A 17,321-nucleotide genomic window follows, 5' to 3' on the forward strand; every position below is an offset into this window, starting at 1 on the left:
GGGATAAAAAAAGATGAAAAAGATTTTAGGGATGCTAATGATCGTTTCAGTCATGATGTTAGTAGTTGCTTGTTCTGAGTCTGGAAGTAGTTCAACAGAGGGGGATGATAAACGAGTCGCTATTCTAACGCCTTATCTATCTTCAGTAACAACCAAACAAATGGTCGATGAACTAGAAAAAAATGCGAAAGAAAAAGGCTGGTCAACGAATGTCGTTGATACAAATGGTGATGTAGGTGCTCTTGCTTCAAGAATGGAAGATGTCATTTCATCGAATGTCGATGCGATTGTTTTAGTGAGTACTGATCCAAATCAAGTTGCAACTCAAATCCAGCAAGCTGCAGAACGTGGTATTCATGTATTTGGTAGTGATTCAAGTTATATAGAAGGCATGACGTTAAATGCGACAAGTGATAATCGAGCAATGTCAAAAATGATTACGGAACATCTTATTGAACAAATGGGCGAAGAAGGTAATTTAATTGTATTTACTCACCGTCCACATCCAGGTGTATTACAAAGAACGATCGAACTCGATGAAATTCTAGCAAACTATCCAAATATTAATGTTATTACAGAACAAGAAATTCAGGTACCAGGACCGATTGAGAACTCTCGTCAACAAATGGAAAATTTATTGTTAGCCAATTCTGAAGAAGGTTCTATTACAGCAGTATGGGCAGCTTGGGATGAGCCAGCAATTGGTGCAGCGCAAGCAATAGAATCTGTAAATCGTGAAGATATTATTGTGACTGGAATTGATGGGAATAGTCAAGCGGTTGAAATGATTGAAAATGGTTCTCCTATTAAAGCAACAGTGAAACAAAACTTTATAGGAATGGCTCAAATCGTTATTGATCAAATGGATCATGTATTTAATGGTGAAGAGGTTGAAGATACAGAAATGTATGCTCCTGCAGAAATGATTAAAGCAGACTAACATCTTGTTAGGAGGAAAACATGAAGTTACTCGAAATTGATCAACTAAACAAGCACTTTGGAGGAAATCATGCGTTAAAAGATATTACACTTAAGATTAAAGCTGGTGAAGTACACTCATTAGTCGGTGAAAATGGGGCTGGAAAGTCGACGCTCATTAAGATTGTAACAGGAGTCTATCAACCTACGAATGGAACGATCAAGTGGGAGAATGAAAAAGTAAAAGTTCAAACCCCAAAAGCTGCACAACAACTTGGAATTAATGTCATTCACCAAGACCGTCAGCTCGTACCTTATTTTACTGGATTAGAAAATTTATTTTTAAACCAAGATTATCCAAAAAAGAAATTCGGGATAGGCATTGATTGGAACGCAATGAAACAGCAAGCAGACGCATTACAAGAAGAGTGGGGAATACAACTCCCCCTCTCGACACTAGTCTCAAACATGTCTCCATCAGAACGGACGCTTCTTGAAATATTACGTGCAATGATGATGGAATCAAAGTTATTAATACTTGATGAACCGACTGCGGCACTTACAGATAAAGAATCTGAATTATTATTTTCATTTATACGTCGATTAAAAGAAAAAGGTGTTGCAATTGTTTATGTGTCGCATCGTTTAGAGGAAGTTATACAATTATCAGATCAAGTGACAGTATTAATCGGTGGAAAAATTGCAACAACCTTAACGAAAAAAGAGCTCTCAAAAGAAACCATTATTGAATATATGACAGGCGGTAAAGCCATTAAGGCTTTAAAAGAACGTAGTGATGAAAAAAGAAGCGAACAAATCCTTCTGTCTGTTAAGGGATTGAAAACAAAAGATCAAGTTGTAAAGAGTGTAGACTTACAACTACATAAAGGTGAAATTCTTGGCATTTATGGATTAGCAGGAGCTGGACGTACCGAACTGCTTGAGGCAATCTATGGATTAAGAAAAATAGAAGCAGGAAGCATTCAATTCGAAAATAATGTAATAGAAAAAATATCACCGAACAAGTCGATTGAAAATGGAGTTGTACTCATTCCTGAAAACCGACACGACGATGCCCTTATTATGGGAAATACCATTCGTGAAAATATGACCCTACCAATATTAAGTGATCTTACGAAACGTGGGGTTATTCAAAGAAAACAGGAATTTCAATTCGTAGAGCAAGAAATGGAGCGTTTCAAAGTCAAGGCAACGGGGAGTGAACAAACCGTTTCTGAACTAAGTGGTGGTAATCAACAAAAAGTAGTATTTGCAAAAGCATTATTATGTCAGCCGACCATTTATTTATGTGATGAACCTACACAAGCGGTAGACGTAATGACGCGAGCAGAAATTCATCGTTTTTTACAAAATCAAGCTGATGAAGGAAAAGGTATAATTTTTGTTTCATCTGACCTTCCAGAAGTATTAGAAATTAGCGATCGAATCGTTGTTATGAACGAAGGAGAGACCGTAGCAGAATTAGTCAATCACCACTTACAACCGAATGAGGTACTTGATATTTGCTATCGCTTTAAAAAGGAGGTCATTTAGCTTGGACATGAATACACCAGTCAACAAAAAATCAAATAATTATAAGAGTTTAATAAGTTCATACGGAACGATCATAGCAGGTTTAGGCATTATTATAATTTTTTCAATATTAAGTCCTTCCTCATTTGCATCCTTTGATAATTTTATTAATATTACACGGCAAATTTCCTTCCTCGTTATTATTGCGTTAGGAGCAACCCTTGTGATGGCTGTAAAAGAATTTGATCTATCCATTGGTGCAATGGCCAGTTTAGGAGGCGTACTTTCCGCGTTGTTAGCGGCTTCAGGGACTCCCATTATTTTTTGCTTACTAGTGCCTATCATCGTTGGGTTTGTTGTTGGATTTTTTAATGGTGCCATTGTTACTAAGTTTAAGGTTCTTTCATTTGTAACGACACTTGCCATGGGAACGGTCATCGGTGGTGTTACGTTTTGGCTAACAGGTGGAGCAACAGTCTTTGAAAATATTCCAGAAGGTTTTAAATTTTTAGGACAATCAAAGCTAGCTTTTTTACCTACATTATCTGTGATTATGTTTGTACTTGTGATTATCTTCTGGTACATTATGTCGCAAACATCTCTTGGTAGAAGATTATACGCGATCGGTGGTAATGAAAAAGCATCTGAAGTATCTGGCATCAATATTGCTAGATATAAAAATATTGCGTTCGCTCTTTGTGGAATGCTTGCGGCTTTTACAGGAGCATTACTTGCTTCTCGACTAGGTTCTGCCCATCCGACGGGTGGAGATGGGTTCTTTTTAAATGCTTATGCTGCGGTATTTTTAGGGATGACAATCGTCAAAAATGGGGTGCCAAATATATTAGGTACTCTTTTCGGAGCTGCTATCATTGGGATCATGGCTAATGGTCTGACCATTTTAGAAGTTCCTTCATTTATTCAGAACATAATTACAGGGGCAATTATAATCATCGCTTTGATATCGCAAAAAATAGGAAGTGATACGAAATGATGGCGAGTCAAAAAAAATTGATTGATAAAGTAAAGAATGATCACGAAGCATTTCTAACAGGCTATTTTGTAGCTGCTGATCCTAGTGTTATAGATTCCATCTATATCATAAAGAAAGCGGTCGCTGCTGGCTTAGATGTTGTTGAGATTGGAATTCCAAGTAAGGTTCCATTTTTAGAGGGAGATGTAATTCGTAGAGCACACAACCGTACGAGAAAGCATTTTAATAAAAGTGCTCAATTTCTCGACTTTTTAACAAAGTTACGCCACGAAATTACTGTTCCAATTTGGATTATGGGTTATAGTGCAGAAGTCGTTGACTCCAACCTTTACATAGAGATTGCACAAAAAAATTTAGCGAGCGCTTTTATTATTCCTGATATTTCAAAAGGGAATTTATCAAAGGTTAGAAAAGAATTGAAACGATGTAACACCGAAATGATACCTGTGATCAACAATCATATGAGTGAAGAAGATATATTATTTGCTAGTCAAGATTGTTCTATTATCTATTGTCAAATGCACGCAGGAAAGACAGGGACCGATTTAAAGAATTTAGATTCTGTACCCTTATTTGAAAAAAAGATAAGAAAATTGTCTAACGCTACACTTATGGCTGGCTTTGGTATTAAAAATGCAAATCTTGTACGGGAAATTATCGCTTGTGGCTTTGATGGTGTTGTTGTTGGTAGTGAGATTGTCAAAACAATGGAAAAAGAACCAATCGAAACCCTTGTTGAATTTATTCATCAATTAAAGCAAGCAACAAAGTGAAAGGAGGTACATGAATGAGTTACATTGCGTCCTTCGATATTGGTACAACGTCTATAAAAGGAATTCTATTAAAGAAAGATGGCTCATTAATTGGACAAGCGAGTTATGATCTTAATACAATCCATGGTTCAAATGGGGAAATTGAACAAAACCCTAAGGATTGGTGGGATGGAGTTGTAACCATTACAAACAAATGGTGGGAAGAAGATGTGATTTCCCCTTCAGACATTGCGATGATAACGTTTAGTGGACAAATGCAAGATATAATACCTATTGCGGCCGACGACCGAATACGAAATGCTATTTTATATTCGGACAGTAGAGCTACCGTTGAAGCGGACTTTATTAATAAACAAATTCCGAACAGTAAAGCAATAATTGCTAATCATATCGATGGAGCTTCTCCTTTCGCTAAACTATTATGGTTAAAAAAGCGTGATGAAGAGACGTATAATAAAAGTTTTTCGTTTTTATTTAGTGCCAAAGATTATATTATCTATCGGTTGACAAATAGAGTTGCCACCGATCCAGTTACTGGTGCTACGACGGGAATGATGAATCTTAAAACAAAAGATTGGCAAAGCGACTGGTTAGTCACTAATGATCTATCAATAGAAAAATTACCACCGATTCTTTTCCCTGACGAACAAGTGGGGGTAGTGACTTCCGAAGCGGCTAAGCAAACAGGGTTTCTAGAGGGTATACCTGTTCTTTGTGGTTGTGGGGATGCGGGAGCCTCAACTATGGGTGCTGGTGCTATTCAAGAAGGGGATAGCTATATTTATTTAGGAACTACAGGATGGATTGCAGTTCCTTCTAATCAGGTTAAAGAACTCGATTATGGTATTTTTAACTTAGCTCATCTTCCTAAAGATCGGTATATTTCAATTGCACCATTATTAAATGTAGGTAATGTACATACTTGGGGTGTTCAAACGCTTACAGAAAAAGAAGAAAACCGATACCAGGCATTTGAAGCACTCGCAAGCTCAGCACCAGTTGGAGCAGCGGGGTTATTGTTTTTACCATATATTCATGGCGAGCGTTTCCCAGTTAATGACTCCAATGCAACGGGCGTTTATTTCGGAATTACGCCATCTACGAATCGTGAACACATGGCACGTGCTCTTATTGAGGGCTTATGCTTTTCATTCCGACAAACATTTGAAATTTTAATACAAAATAAAAGAAAAGCAATTACCCTTATCGGCGGCGGAACGCAAAGTGCCACATGGTGCCAGGTACTTGCTAGTATTCTCGGAACGACAATACGAATTCCTAGAAATAGTGAGTATTTACCTGCAATCGGTGCAGCCGCTTCTGCTTTTGTGAACTTAAAGTGGGTAGAAAGCTATGAGGATTTTGCAGATGAAGTCCTCTTTTCCGAGAAAGACGAAATATATTGTCCTATTCTAGAAGACACTCAAGTATATGACGAGATCTATAATAAATTTTTGAAACTTTATCCTGCAATAAAACAAATCTCTTAATAGTGTAAGTAAAAATGGTACCTTGTACCTTTAGCGAACTAAAGGTACAAGGTACTATTATTGACACATTATAAAATTTATGATATTTAATTATTGGTTGGCACTCTAGTAGGGAGAGTGCCAATGGTGAGATACTGATTATTTGACAGTTATACATTCTTAACCTACACTACTTAAATTAGAAATCTTATATTGAAAGGGGAACTAGTGATGACGAAAAAACAGTTTCAAGCAGAATCGAAAAGATTATTAGAAATGATGATCAACTCCATTTATTCTCAGAAAGAGATTTTCTTAAGAGAATTAATATCTAATTCGAGTGATGCGATTGACAAAATCTATTATAAAGCTTTAACAGATGATAACCTAAATTTTGAAAAAGATGACTATTACATAAAAATTGAGGCGGATAAAGAAACACGCACCTTGAAAATCACAGATACGGGAATTGGAATGACGAAAGAAGAGTTAGAAAACAACTTAGGAACGATTGCTAAAAGTGGATCGCTAGCATTTAAGAATGAAAATGAATCTAAAGATGGTCATGATATTATTGGTCAATTTGGGGTCGGGTTTTATTCTGCCTTTATGGTTGCCGATAATGTCACGGTTACGACAAAAGCGCTAGGAAGCGATGTCGCGTTCAAGTGGGAATCAGAAGGTGCTGATGGTTATACGATTGAAGAAGTGGACAAGGATTCAGTCGGTACAGAAATTATCTTAAAAATTAAAGAAAACACCGAAGATGAAACATATGATGAGTATTTAGAAGAATACCGCCTAAAAGCAATTATTAAAAAGTACTCTGACTTTATTCGTTACCCAATCAAAATGGACGTTACAACCCAAAGACCGAAAGAGGATAGCGAAAATGAGTTTGAAGAGCATCAAGAAGAGCAAACAATCAATAGTATGGTCCCGATTTGGAGAAAAAATAAAAGTGAATTAACAGTTGAAGACTATGAAAACTTTTATCAAGAAAAGCATTATGGATTTGACAAGCCTTTAAAACATATTCACATTAGTGTTGATGGTGCAATTCGATATAATGCGATTCTTTTCATCCCAGAAAACATGCCGTTTGACTTTTACAGTCCAGAATTTGAAAAAGGACTAGAGCTTTATTCAAGCGGAGTATTAATTATGAATAAATGTGCGGACTTATTGCCTGATTACTTTAGCTTTGTGAAAGGGATGGTTGATTCAGAAGATTTATCTCTTAATATCTCAAGGGAAATCCTTCAACATGACCGTCAATTAAAACTCATTGCAAAGAACATTAAGAACAAAATTAAGAGTCAACTTCAAAGCCTACTAAAAGATGAGCGAGAAAAGTACGAGAAATTCTTTGAAACGTTTGGTAGACAATTAAAGTACGGGGTCTATAGTGATTTCGGACAGCATAAAGAAGACTTGCAAGATTTAATTATGTTCTACTCATCAAAAGAGAAAAAACTCGTCACTTTAGCTGAATATGTAGAGCGTATGCCAGAAGATCAAAAATATATTTACTATGCGTCTGGTGATTCGCATGACCGCATTGAAAAACTACCACAAACAGAAATTGTGTTAGATAAAGGCTATGAAATTTTATATTTCACAGATGAAATCGATGAATTCGCTATTAAAATGTTAGTGTCATATAAAGAAAAAGAATTCAAATCCGTTTCTAGTGGTGATTTAGGAATCGAAGAGGAAAATGATAAACAAGCAGATTCAGAAGAAAATGATAGCAAAGAGCTTTTCGAACATATGAAGAGCATTTTATCGGGTAAAGTGAAAAACGTAAAAGCTTCGAAACGATTAAAATCGCATCCAGTATGTATTTCAACAGAAGGTGATGTCTCAGTTGAAATGGAAAAAATTCTTAAAGCGATGCCGAACAACCAAAATATTCAGGCTGACAAAGTACTCGAAATCAACATCAATCATGAAGTATTTAAATCATTAAAGGATGCTTTTGAACAAGATAAAGAAAAATTATCACTTTATACGAACTTGTTATATAATCAAGCACTTCTTATTGAAGGCTTACCAATTCAGGACCCAGTCGAATTTACAAATGATATTTGTAAAGTAATGGTATAATATGTATATATGGTGTGAGACATCTTTAGTCTACTAAAGGTGCCTCACACTTTTTTTATTTATTACACATTAACAGGTAGTAATAGCCCTAGTTAAGACTTCGAGGAATTAAAAGTGGGGATTAAACTAAATGAGTACAGACTAAGCGCGCGATGTCCTTTAGCAATGTGACTTACATTGTTTGGGCCTCAGCTAACCATCAGTGGTGAAAGAGGAAAACCCTCTGATGGAAGTTTCACTCTATATATAAAAATTTGTAGCTTAGTTCATAATGCTAATCATTTATAATAAATATAATAATAAATCGTTGTGGAGGAGAATGGGATGGAAAAGAAATATATTTTATCTTTAGATCAAGGAACGACAAGTACAAGAGCGATTGTATTTAATAAAAAAGGGGAAATAGTCGGGATAGAACAAAAGGAATTTTCACAAATTTTTCCTAAACCAGGTTGGGTAGAGCATAATGCCAATGAAATTTGGGCGTCTGTTTTGGCAGTGATCTCGGGTGTATTATTAAAAACCAATATTCAAGCAAGTGAAATCGCAGGGATTGGGATAACCAATCAACGGGAAACGACAGTTGTTTGGGACAAAAAAACAGGAAATCCTGTGTACAATGCGATTGTATGGCAATCCCGGCAAACGGCTGACATTTGTGAACAACTGAAAAGACAAGGGCATGAAACAATGGTTCGAGAAAAAACTGGCTTGTTAATCGACGCCTATTTCTCTGGAACCAAAGTAAAATGGATTTTAGATTATGTAGAGGGAGCGCGTGAAAAAGCCGATAAAGGTGATCTTTTGTTTGGTACGATTGATACGTGGGTTATCTGGAAGCTTTCTGGTGGAAAAGCGCATGTTACTGATTATTCCAATGCATCGCGGACACTAATGTACAATATTCATGAATTAAAATGGGATGACGCGTTACTTGAAATGCTAACGGTACCAAAATCGATGTTACCAGAAGTTCGTCCATCTTCAGAAGAATATGGTAAGACTGTTGACTATCATTTTTTCGGCGAGAAAGTGCCAATTGCAGGAGCAGCTGGAGACCAACAAGCGGCCTTGTTCGGACAAGCGTGCTTTGAGGAAGGAATGGCCAAAAATACGTACGGAACAGGTTGCTTTATGCTCATGAATACTGGCGAAAAAGCGGTCCATTCCCAACACGGACTACTAACTACCCTTGCTTGGGGAATTGATGGCAAGGTCGAATACGCATTAGAAGGGAGCATATTCGTAGCAGGATCGGCCATCCAATGGCTTCGGGATGGTTTACGAATGTTTAAGGAAGCAAGTGATTCTGAAAACTATGCAATGAAAGTAGAATCAACCGACGGTGTTTATGTGGTTCCTGCATTTGTCGGTTTAGGAACTCCATATTGGGATAGTGATGTGAGAGGAGCCGTATTTGGGATCACTCGCGGTACAGAAAAAGAGCATTTTATTCGAGCAACCCTTGAGTCGCTCGCCTACCAAACGAAAGACGTCTTAACAGCAATGGAAGCAGATTCGGGTATTTCGTTAAAGACATTACGAGTTGACGGTGGAGCGGTAGCCAATAATTTTCTCATGCAATTTCAAAGCGACATGTTAGATGTACCAGTGGAGCGACCAGTTATTCAAGAAACAACGGCTTTAGGTGCAGCTTACTTAGCAGGACTCGCAGTTGGGTTTTGGAACAGCCGTGAGGATATTGCAAAACAATGGAGCATTGAACAGACCTTCACAGTGAAAATGAACAGTGAACAACAAAATCAACTTTATTCTGGTTGGAAAAAAGCGGTTTATGCTACGATGGCTTTTAAATAAATAGAAAAAGGAATAGGAAATAGTCGAGACTACAATACTCAATGGTTATGTGTTTGGGTAAAAATTGAGAGGTTGTGGTCTCTTTTTGTTTCCCTTCATAAGATAGATATATAAAGGGGAGTTTGGTTATGAGAAGTTCATTATCAAGTAAACAGCGTAGCGTTTATTTAGAGGAGATGTCTAATACAACATTAGATGTATTAGTGATTGGTGGTGGAATTACAGGAGCAGGCATTGCCCTAGATGCCCAAGTGCGGGGATTAAATACAGGATTAATTGACATGCAAGATTTTGCTGCAGGAACATCTAGTCGGTCAACGAAACTAGTCCATGGTGGATTACGTTACTTAAAGCAATTGGAAGTGAAGCTTGTAGCAGAAGTTGGAAAAGAGCGAGCGATTGTTTATGAAAATGCCCCACACGTAACCACACCTGAATGGATGTTACTCCCAATCATTGAAGGAGGTACATTTGGTAAAACCACAACATCCATTGGCTTAAAAGTTTATGATTATTTAGCAGGTGTCAAAAAAGCTGAACGCCGAAAAATGTTAAATAAAAATCAAACATTGCAAATAGAACCACTCATCTGTAGTGATCAATTAAGAGGTGGCGGCATTTACGTAGAGTATCGAACAGACGATGCTCGTTTAACGCTTGAAGTAGTAAAAGAAGCGGTTCATCGGGGCGCAAAAGCTGTTAATTATGCTAAGGCTGAAGGATTTATCTATGAAAATGGTAAAATTACTGGGATAAAGGTACGAGATTTTATAACCGAAAAGTTGTATAGAATATTTGCTAAGAAAATAATCAATGCTGCGGGTCCTTGGGTCGATACACTTCGTGATAAAGACCATTCGAAAAAAGGGAAGTACTTGCATTTAACAAAAGGAGTTCACCTCGTCGTTGATGGGAGTCGATTTCCGTTAAAGCAAGCTGTTTATTTTGATACAGAGAAAGATAAACGTATGGTATTTGCTATTCCTCGGAATGGAAAAACATATATTGGAACAACCGATACGTACTATAATGAAGATATTGTTCATCCGCGAATGACAGTAGCTGATCGTGATTATATAATGGCGGCATGTAATTATATGTTCCCATCTGTGAATTTGACAGTAGATGATATTGAGTCTAGTTGGACTGGACTTCGTCCATTAATTCATGAAGAAGGTAAACGCGCCTCTGAAATTTCTCGTAAAGATGAAATCTTTTTCTCGGAAACGGGCCTGATTTCCATTGCTGGTGGTAAGTTAACAGGATATCGAAAAATGGCTGAACGAATTGTCGACATTGTAGCAAAAGAGCTAGGAAATCATCAACATTGTACGACCGCTTCAATTAAACTTTCAGGTGGCGATGTTGGTGGATCTAAACTGTTTGAGCTATTTGTTAAGAAAATGATGAAAGAAGGTAGAGCGATCGGACTAACAGAAATGGAAGCAAGCCGATTAGTGAGGTTATATGGATCCAATGTGAGTCTTATTTTTGATATTATAAAAATGAATAAGGAGGAAGCACTAAAAAATAAATTGCCGATCACGATATTTGCACAAATCAAGTATGGTATTGAAGAAGAAATGATTTCTACTCCGATTGACTTTTTCAATCGCAGAACAGGAGCGCTATATTTTAATATCAACTGGGTCAAACAGTGGAAGAACGAAATCGTATCTTATATGAAAAAAGAATTAAATTGGACCGACGAGCAAGTCGTTAAATATGAAACATATTTAGAGTCAGAAATTTATCATGCGCAATATCCAGTTGATGGTAAGAAGGGAGTAAAGAAAGCAATATAAACCGTAATGTAAATGGCTTTTCGTATGTAATAGAACAAAAGTAACGATCTAAATGTGTCCTACGTTTGATAGAATTAATATAACACCAAATTAATGGTATGGCCCTGATAAAAGGGCTATTTATTTTGGTATGAAAATTATTTAAACATCACAAGTTAGAAATATTAATACTATAAATTCCAAAAATCCATAATAATAGCAAAAAACTTAATGTGAGATACAAATTTTGACAAAATTTGAGTGTCGTTTAGTATATAATTACTATCAAATTAGTGAAAACTATGGATAAGTAATAGTGATATTGTACTAGCTTGCTTGTTCTTCATCTTCGGGTGAAGATATTTACTTGTTTAGATAGGGTGTGCAAATAAGTAAAAAGGGCAAATAATTCAAATGACATAAAACAAGGAGTGGAAGGAATGGAAGTATTCGTCGCACGGCAACCTATATTAAATAAAAATAAAGAAATTTTTGCTTATGAACTGCTTTATCGTAGAAATACTCAAAATAACTTCTAATTAATGGATAATGATCAGGCCACATTGGAGGTAATCAATAGTTTTATACAAATTGGTATGGAGGACTTGTCAGAAGGAAGACCTTGCTTTATTAATTTTACTTATAATCTACTCGAAAATGACATTCCGAGCTACTTCCCGCCAAAAACTTTAGTCATTGAAATATTAGAAACAGTAACTTTTACAGATGACCTTATAGATATATGCAGAAAACTAAAGCTAAAAGGGTATAAATTAGCTTTAGATGATTTTGAAATGGTGGAAAGTAACTCTAATTTTCATACTATTATGAGTTTAGTTAATATTGTCAAAATTGATATTCAGAAAACTACACGTGATCAACAACTATATTTGCTCAATCTACTTAAAAAGTATAACGTAGATTTGTTAGCTGAAAAAGTAGAAACTAGAGAAGAATATGAAAAATGTTTGAAAGACGGCTATAAATATTTTCAAGGATACTACTTTAGTAAACCTATAATTCTTTCGACAAGTGACTTAAAAGTTCAGCACACTAGTTATTATGAGATCATGGGAGAATTATCTCAAGCTAATCCGGACATTGAAAGAATTACTTATTTAATTGAACGAGATGTATCGATTTCTTACAAAGTACTCAAATTAATTAATTCACCATTATATCGTAGATTAAGCGAAATAAAATCCATTAAGCAAGCGATTGTTTTATTAGGGTTAAACGAATTAAGTAAATGGATCTATCTTTTATATATACGAGATACAAAGGAGAAAACTAGTGACATTCCAAATGAAGTGATAAAAATGTGTCTTACCCGAGCAAAAGCAAGTGAATTAATTGCATTACATATAGGTAAAAAAATGGAGAGTTCATCATACTTTTTAACGGGTATATTTTCATTAATTGATACACTATTAAAACAACCGTTAGAAAAGGTAATGGAACAATTACCTCTATACCAAGAAATAAAGGATACAATATTAGGTTCTCAAACTCCATACCGAGAAGTACTTGATTTAGTAATAGCAATTGAAAAAGGTGAGTGGTCTGAAATTAACAAGAGGTCTGAGGGAATTGGTCTAAAGCAAAGTGAGCTGGCTCAAACGTACATAAGTGCTTTAAAATGGACACAAGAAGTATTAAAGAACCCTGCTAAGGTATAGTAAGATGAGAAGATATAAGAGAAATGAGCCATTTCGATATAATTTTGACCAGCCCATATATTGTTGTTATTTTATAAAAAATAATAGAGATCAAATATTTGATGGAGAAATTTTGGACGTTAGCCCAATGGTTTAAAAATAAAAACGCCTAATGATCTCCCTATGTATACAAAATTAGATATATCATTTAATTTAAATTCTACACTATTTGAAGTAACAGGAGCGATTCGCTGGAAAAAGACGTTATCAACTTATACTATCAAAGGAATTCAGTTAGAAAATGATGATTTTACGCAAAAAAGGATAATTAATGAGTTGAAGCTTTATGTCAAGCGTGATGAAAAAACAGGGTATCGACATTAGGTTTTTTTACCTTTATCTTAAAACCCACTTTTATGCTTGAGGTACCTCATTTAAATGCTAAAAAATAGCTGTGTTAAAACACACTGTTGATAATCGGATGATGTTGGGATCATCGTGTGAAACCTCTATATTTCACACGCCTTTCAGTGAAACTGAAAAGAAATGAGACCAAAAATCAACAATTTATTTTGTTAATAAAAATAGTTGATTGGGGGGGAGTATAACTTTTCGGCATGCTAAAGCTTCATTAAGTCTGTTATTAGAAATGATTGCTTGAATGATTAAACTTTTAACTTTTAACGTAATTTGTGTTTGGGTGATACCAGTGATCATTTCTAAAACTTCATAGTCAAAGGTATTAGGAGCAGCTTTATTTAAAGTATGATTACTAACAATTTCTATGTTTTCCGCGTGGATCCCGATATGGGTTGCATCTTCGTTATAAGAAGAATGTTCTATATGCAGTGTTAATCCATGACTTCTACACTCAATTAGTTCGTTTTTATGTTCTGATGAGTCAAGTGAAAATATATTTTTGCATCCAATGATTCGTGCTGCAGCAACAGATTGAGGTCTTTGAAATAATTCCTGCTTTTCGCCAGATTGAATAACCTTTCCTTCTTTTAATAGAAGGATCCTATCAGCCAGACGATAGGCTTCTTCCATATTGTGCGTCACCAATAAAACGACACCCGAAAAATTTTCTTGAATGATCGACAAGAGCTCTTGTTCGAGTAAATGTTTGACGTGATGATCTAAAGCAGAAAACGGCTCGTCAAGAAGCAAAAGATCTGGATTGGTAATTAACGTTCTCCCTATAGCAACCCGCTGTTGTTGACCACCTGAAAGTTGGCTCGGAAAATGGTTTTCAAATCCGCTCAACTGTATTTTTGTAATCATATTTGCGACTTTTTGTTCGACTTCAGCTTTTTCGAATGATCCTTTTAAACCAAATGATATATTTTCTTTAACGGTCAGATGAGGGAACAGGGCGTAGTTTTGAAACACATAGCCAATGTTGCGATTTCTCGTCTTAATCGATTTTTTTTGAGCAGAGTCGAACAGAATTCGATCTTGTAACCGAATTTTTCCGCTATCAGGGGTTTGCAGTCCTGCAAGACATTGCAGCGTTAAGCTCTTTCCGCAGCCCGATGGACCGAGTATGGCAGTCATCCCCTTATCGACCAAAAAGGAGACATCAAGGGTAAAATTATCGAGTTGTTTTTGCAGTGAAACATCTAACATTTCTCTTTCACCCCTTGACTACTCTTTTTTCTAATCGATTAATAACATATAGAACAGTGACTGAAGTAGCTGTCATAATAAATACGAGGATGTTCGCTAAATTACGGTTGCCTGCAAGAAGTGCATCATAAATGGCAATCGGCATCGTCATCGTTTCGTTCGGAATACTTCCTGCCACCATTAAGGTTGCTCCAAAATCTCCAAGTGCGCGGGCAAATGCGAGCGTGAGTCCCGAAACAATACCTCTCCAAGCGAGTGGGAGAATAATGGTAAAGAAAATATTGAAATCCGTACGTCCAAGGACCTTGGCAGCATTAACAATGTTTTGGTCAACCGTTGCAAATGATGCTTTTGCCGATTTAATTAAAAAAGGAATGGAAACGACGAGAGCTGCGATGACAGCACCAGTCGTTGTAAATACGATGGTGATATTAAAATGTTGTTCGACAAACTGACCAATGGGACTTTGTCTCCCTAATAAAACGAGTAAGTAATATCCAAGCACCGTTGGGGGCAAAACGATAGGAAGAGTGATCAGTGTATCTATTAGGTCAGCCAATTTTCCTTTTGACTTACTTAAGTAGTATGCGATGGGTAAACCTATAAAAAGGGCTAATAGAGTTGCTGTGGTAGCGACTCTTAATGAAAGAAATAGTGGAAATAAATTAACATCTGCCATAAGTTACTTCTCCTTACTCAGGCACAACAAAACCGTAACTTTCCATAATTGGCTTTCCAACTGGCCCCATAATAAAATCTATAAACTTTCTTGAAAGCTCTTCTTGATTCGTCTCGTTTATAACAGCAATCGACTGTTCAAGAGGAGTATGTAAGTTTTCCTCGATCATGTGGAAATTAACGATATCCTCTTGATAGAGCGATAATGCAATAATTCCCGCTTCGACATTTCCTGTCTCAATAAATGCTAGTGTATCTGAGATATTACGTCCATACACGAGTTTTCCTTGTAGCTCTTCCCAAATTCCCACGGTTTCAAGCGCTTGCTTAGCTGCTAGTCCGTATGGTGCATGGTCAGGGTTAGCAATGGCTACTTTAACGACTTCAGGTTGTAAAAGATCTTCTAGCTTCTCGATCACAATCGGTTGATCGGGAAGTGTTGCTATTCCAATTCGTCCGAATGCATAGGTCGTTTGTGTATCAGGAAATATTAAATCTTTTTCGTTTAACTGATCAACAAACTTAATATTAGCAGCGGCAAACACATTAAATGGTGCACCATTTGCAATTTGATCGGCTAATTGACCCGTAGAACCGAAGGAAAATGTAATCGTTGCTCCTGTTTCTTCTTCAAAAAGAGAACCTACTTCAGTAAAAGCCAATGTTAAGTCTGAAGCTGCTGCCACTTTTAGTTCGAGTTTGTCTGCAATCTCGTTATACTCAGTGCTGCAGGCTGAATTTATAAATATTATCAATAAAAATAGTGTAATGATCGCTAGGACCTTAAATGTAAATGTCTTCATGTCGTTAACCCTTTCTTGCTATGATAAAACAGTTCTTATTACTATATATGAGTATATCATTACTCTGCTGTTTCGCAATGAAATATATCACAGAAAATAGAATCAAACTTTAAAATCTGGTGACTGAATTTATTTAAGATGTGCTAAGACTTCTTCTATAGAATGAATGGTCAATAAATAATATACAAAAGGTTGACCTTCTTCCAACGATTCTAAAAATAAATAGGAAAGCGGGTGGAGCATCCTCTATAAATCGAAAAAAAGGGCAGTTTTTACTAGAAGAATTAGGGCGAGGTCATTTATTCGTACACTTAAACAGCCCACCATTTCTTTATATAGAAACGGATGAAAGCTTTATATTTATTAACGCAAAAAATCAAGAACATACGCAAGAGTGGTTTGCGGCTCTAATACAACAACTGGCAGTAATACCCCCACTTCAAGACTTCGAGGAATCAAAGGAGGATAAGTGGGGGATAAACTGCCTTAACAACTAAATGAACACAGACTAAATGCGCCACGTCCTGTGGCCACGTCTGTGTGACCCACATCGTGTGGGCCTCAACTAACCATCAGTGGGGGAAGAGGAAAACCCCTCACTGATGGAAGTTTCACTTTATCGTACCTTATCAACTGGAAAGTATGAGCATCTATTTATCACCCGAAGTTTTTGATCCAAATGATCTTCCGGTTCCGTTAGCAGATCTTATCGCAATAGCGGCAATTCAGTTAGGGGCTATAACTTTTGTTGCGGGCCTACTAGGAGTTATTCTCGCAAGAAAAGTGAACTTAACAATGCCGATTTTAGATACATTAGTAGTTAAAGAGAAAAAAGTACAAGTTTCAAGTAAATGGCTGACAAATTCTATAATGTTAGGAGTGCTTGGTAGCTTTACAATCATCGCTTCTGACTTCTTTTACTTTCAGAATTACGTCCCATTAATTGCAGAAAATCCACTTTCCTTTTCTCTAAATGGTTTATTGGCTGGGGTTTGAGTCTAGTATTAATGGTTCGTTCATTTTTGTTAGATGGCGTGTTTGGACTTGTGTTTGGTTATTTATATTGGCGTAAAGGAATCGAGTATGCAATGTTTAGTCATAGGACTGCACATATATCGATGCAATTGCTTTTTATTCCGTTATTTTACTAATAGT

The 17,321-nt window shown here is 36.3% G+C and carries 15 protein-coding genes; 12 read left to right on the top strand and 3 right to left on the bottom strand.

From position 1 onward, the window contains the following. Positions 1-13: 13 nt before the first annotated feature. The 10 genes from BK574_RS01725 (at position 14) to BK574_RS01770 (ending at position 13,440) form a co-directional block, all read left to right on the top strand. Positions 14-940, top strand: a complete 927-nt coding sequence (locus BK574_RS01725; protein WP_078427228.1) for a sugar ABC transporter substrate-binding protein — start codon at positions 14-16, stop codon at positions 938-940. A 20-nt stretch (positions 941-960) separates the two neighbouring features. Beyond that, positions 961-2,472 carry a sugar ABC transporter ATP-binding protein gene (locus BK574_RS01730; RefSeq protein WP_078427229.1) on the top strand — a complete coding sequence of 504 codons (1,512 nt, stop codon included), beginning with the start codon at positions 961-963 and terminating at the stop codon, positions 2,470-2,472. 7 nt (positions 2,473-2,479) lie between these two features. Next, complete coding sequence (locus BK574_RS01735; RefSeq protein WP_078430749.1) at positions 2,480-3,445, top strand: ABC transporter permease; 966 nt, start codon at positions 2,480-2,482, stop codon at positions 3,443-3,445. Next, positions 3,445-4,218, top strand: coding sequence for a tryptophan synthase subunit alpha (gene trpA / locus BK574_RS01740; protein WP_218970525.1), 774 nt, complete (start codon positions 3,445-3,447; stop codon positions 4,216-4,218). The genes BK574_RS01735 and trpA overlap by 1 nt, the downstream gene beginning before the upstream one ends. Before the next feature lie 14 nt (positions 4,219-4,232). Next, positions 4,233-5,708 carry a xylulokinase gene (locus BK574_RS01745; protein ID WP_078427231.1) on the top strand — a complete coding sequence of 492 codons (1,476 nt, stop codon included), beginning with the start codon at positions 4,233-4,235 and terminating at the stop codon, positions 5,706-5,708. Between the two features lie 210 nt (positions 5,709-5,918). Continuing rightward, a complete protein-coding gene (gene htpG / locus BK574_RS01750) occupies positions 5,919-7,796 on the top strand; it encodes a molecular chaperone HtpG (protein WP_078427232.1) in 1,878 nt (625 codons plus the stop codon). Between the two features lie 324 nt (positions 7,797-8,120). Further along, positions 8,121-9,614: a glycerol kinase GlpK gene (gene glpK / locus BK574_RS01755; protein WP_078427233.1), complete on the top strand. Its 1,494-nt coding sequence runs from the start codon at positions 8,121-8,123 to the stop codon at positions 9,612-9,614. A gap of 128 nt (positions 9,615-9,742) precedes the next feature. Next, the gene (locus tag BK574_RS01760; protein WP_078427234.1) at positions 9,743-11,419 is read left to right on the top strand and encodes a glycerol-3-phosphate dehydrogenase/oxidase; all 1,677 of its coding nucleotides are present in this window, start codon (positions 9,743-9,745) and stop codon (positions 11,417-11,419) included. A 521-nt stretch (positions 11,420-11,940) separates the two neighbouring features. Beyond that, positions 11,941-13,077 carry an EAL and HDOD domain-containing protein gene (locus BK574_RS01765; RefSeq protein WP_078427235.1) on the top strand — a complete coding sequence of 379 codons (1,137 nt, stop codon included), beginning with the start codon at positions 11,941-11,943 and terminating at the stop codon, positions 13,075-13,077. Positions 13,078-13,215: 138 nt separating this feature from the next. Then, on the top strand, positions 13,216-13,440 hold the full coding sequence (locus BK574_RS01770) for a hypothetical protein (RefSeq protein ID WP_274379453.1): 225 nt from the start codon (positions 13,216-13,218) through the stop codon (positions 13,438-13,440). 183 nt (positions 13,441-13,623) lie between these two features. On the opposite strand, the gene BK574_RS01775 is transcribed toward BK574_RS01770, so the two are convergent. Genes BK574_RS01775 through modA form a run of 3 tightly spaced genes read right to left on the bottom strand, consistent with a single transcriptional unit; the run spans position 13,624 to position 16,166 of the window. Then, entirely contained in the window at positions 13,624-14,685 is a 1,062-nt protein-coding gene (locus BK574_RS01775) for a sulfate/molybdate ABC transporter ATP-binding protein (RefSeq protein ID WP_078427237.1), read from the bottom strand. Between the two features lie 7 nt (positions 14,686-14,692). Then, entirely contained in the window at positions 14,693-15,364 is a 672-nt protein-coding gene (modB, locus tag BK574_RS01780) for a molybdate ABC transporter permease subunit (RefSeq protein WP_078427238.1), read from the bottom strand. 13 nt (positions 15,365-15,377) lie between these two features. After that, complete coding sequence (gene modA / locus BK574_RS01785; RefSeq protein ID WP_078427239.1) at positions 15,378-16,166, bottom strand: molybdate ABC transporter substrate-binding protein; 789 nt, start codon at positions 16,164-16,166, stop codon at positions 15,378-15,380. Positions 16,167-16,808: 642 nt separating this feature from the next. On the opposite strand from modA, the gene BK574_RS01790 reads away from it, so the two are divergent. Beyond that, the gene (locus BK574_RS01790; RefSeq protein WP_078427240.1) at positions 16,809-17,162 is read left to right on the top strand and encodes a hypothetical protein; all 354 of its coding nucleotides are present in this window, start codon (positions 16,809-16,811) and stop codon (positions 17,160-17,162) included. Further along, positions 17,159-17,317, top strand: a complete 159-nt coding sequence (locus BK574_RS27270) for a hypothetical protein (RefSeq protein WP_158211489.1) — start codon at positions 17,159-17,161, stop codon at positions 17,315-17,317. The genes BK574_RS01790 and BK574_RS27270 overlap by 4 nt, the downstream gene beginning before the upstream one ends. Positions 17,318-17,321 lie beyond the last annotated feature (4 nt).

It is taken from the genome of Alkalihalobacterium alkalinitrilicum, from assembly GCF_002019605.1.
GTDB classification, from domain to species: Bacteria; Bacillota; Bacilli; order Bacillales; family Bacillaceae_F; genus Alkalihalobacterium; species Alkalihalobacterium alkalinitrilicum.

What these genes read in the sequence shown, in the direction of transcription:
- BK574_RS01725 (WP_078427228.1), top strand. Translation starts at nt 14, where the DNA reads ATGAAAAAGATTTTAGGGATGCTAATGATCGTTTCAGTCATGATGTTA.
- BK574_RS01730 (WP_078427229.1), top strand. Translation starts at nt 961, where the DNA reads ATGAAGTTACTCGAAATTGATCAACTAAACAAGCACTTTGGAGGAAAT.
- BK574_RS01735 (WP_078430749.1), top strand. Translation starts at nt 2,480, where the DNA reads ATGAATACACCAGTCAACAAAAAATCAAATAATTATAAGAGTTTAATA.
- trpA (WP_218970525.1), top strand. Translation starts at nt 3,445, where the DNA reads ATGGCGAGTCAAAAAAAATTGATTGATAAAGTAAAGAATGATCACGAA.
- BK574_RS01745 (WP_078427231.1), top strand. Translation starts at nt 4,233, where the DNA reads ATGAGTTACATTGCGTCCTTCGATATTGGTACAACGTCTATAAAAGGA.
- htpG (WP_078427232.1), top strand. Translation starts at nt 5,919, where the DNA reads ATGACGAAAAAACAGTTTCAAGCAGAATCGAAAAGATTATTAGAAATG.
- glpK (WP_078427233.1), top strand. Translation starts at nt 8,121, where the DNA reads ATGGAAAAGAAATATATTTTATCTTTAGATCAAGGAACGACAAGTACA.
- BK574_RS01760 (WP_078427234.1), top strand. Translation starts at nt 9,743, where the DNA reads ATGAGAAGTTCATTATCAAGTAAACAGCGTAGCGTTTATTTAGAGGAG.
- BK574_RS01765 (WP_078427235.1), top strand. Translation starts at nt 11,941, where the DNA reads ATGGATAATGATCAGGCCACATTGGAGGTAATCAATAGTTTTATACAA.
- BK574_RS01775 (WP_078427237.1), bottom strand. Translation starts at nt 14,685, where the DNA reads ATGTTAGATGTTTCACTGCAAAAACAACTCGATAATTTTACCCTTGAT.
- modB (WP_078427238.1), bottom strand. Translation starts at nt 15,364, where the DNA reads ATGGCAGATGTTAATTTATTTCCACTATTTCTTTCATTAAGAGTCGCT.
- modA (WP_078427239.1), bottom strand. Translation starts at nt 16,166, where the DNA reads ATGAAGACATTTACATTTAAGGTCCTAGCGATCATTACACTATTTTTA.
- BK574_RS01790 (WP_078427240.1), top strand. Translation starts at nt 16,809, where the DNA reads ATGAGCATCTATTTATCACCCGAAGTTTTTGATCCAAATGATCTTCCG.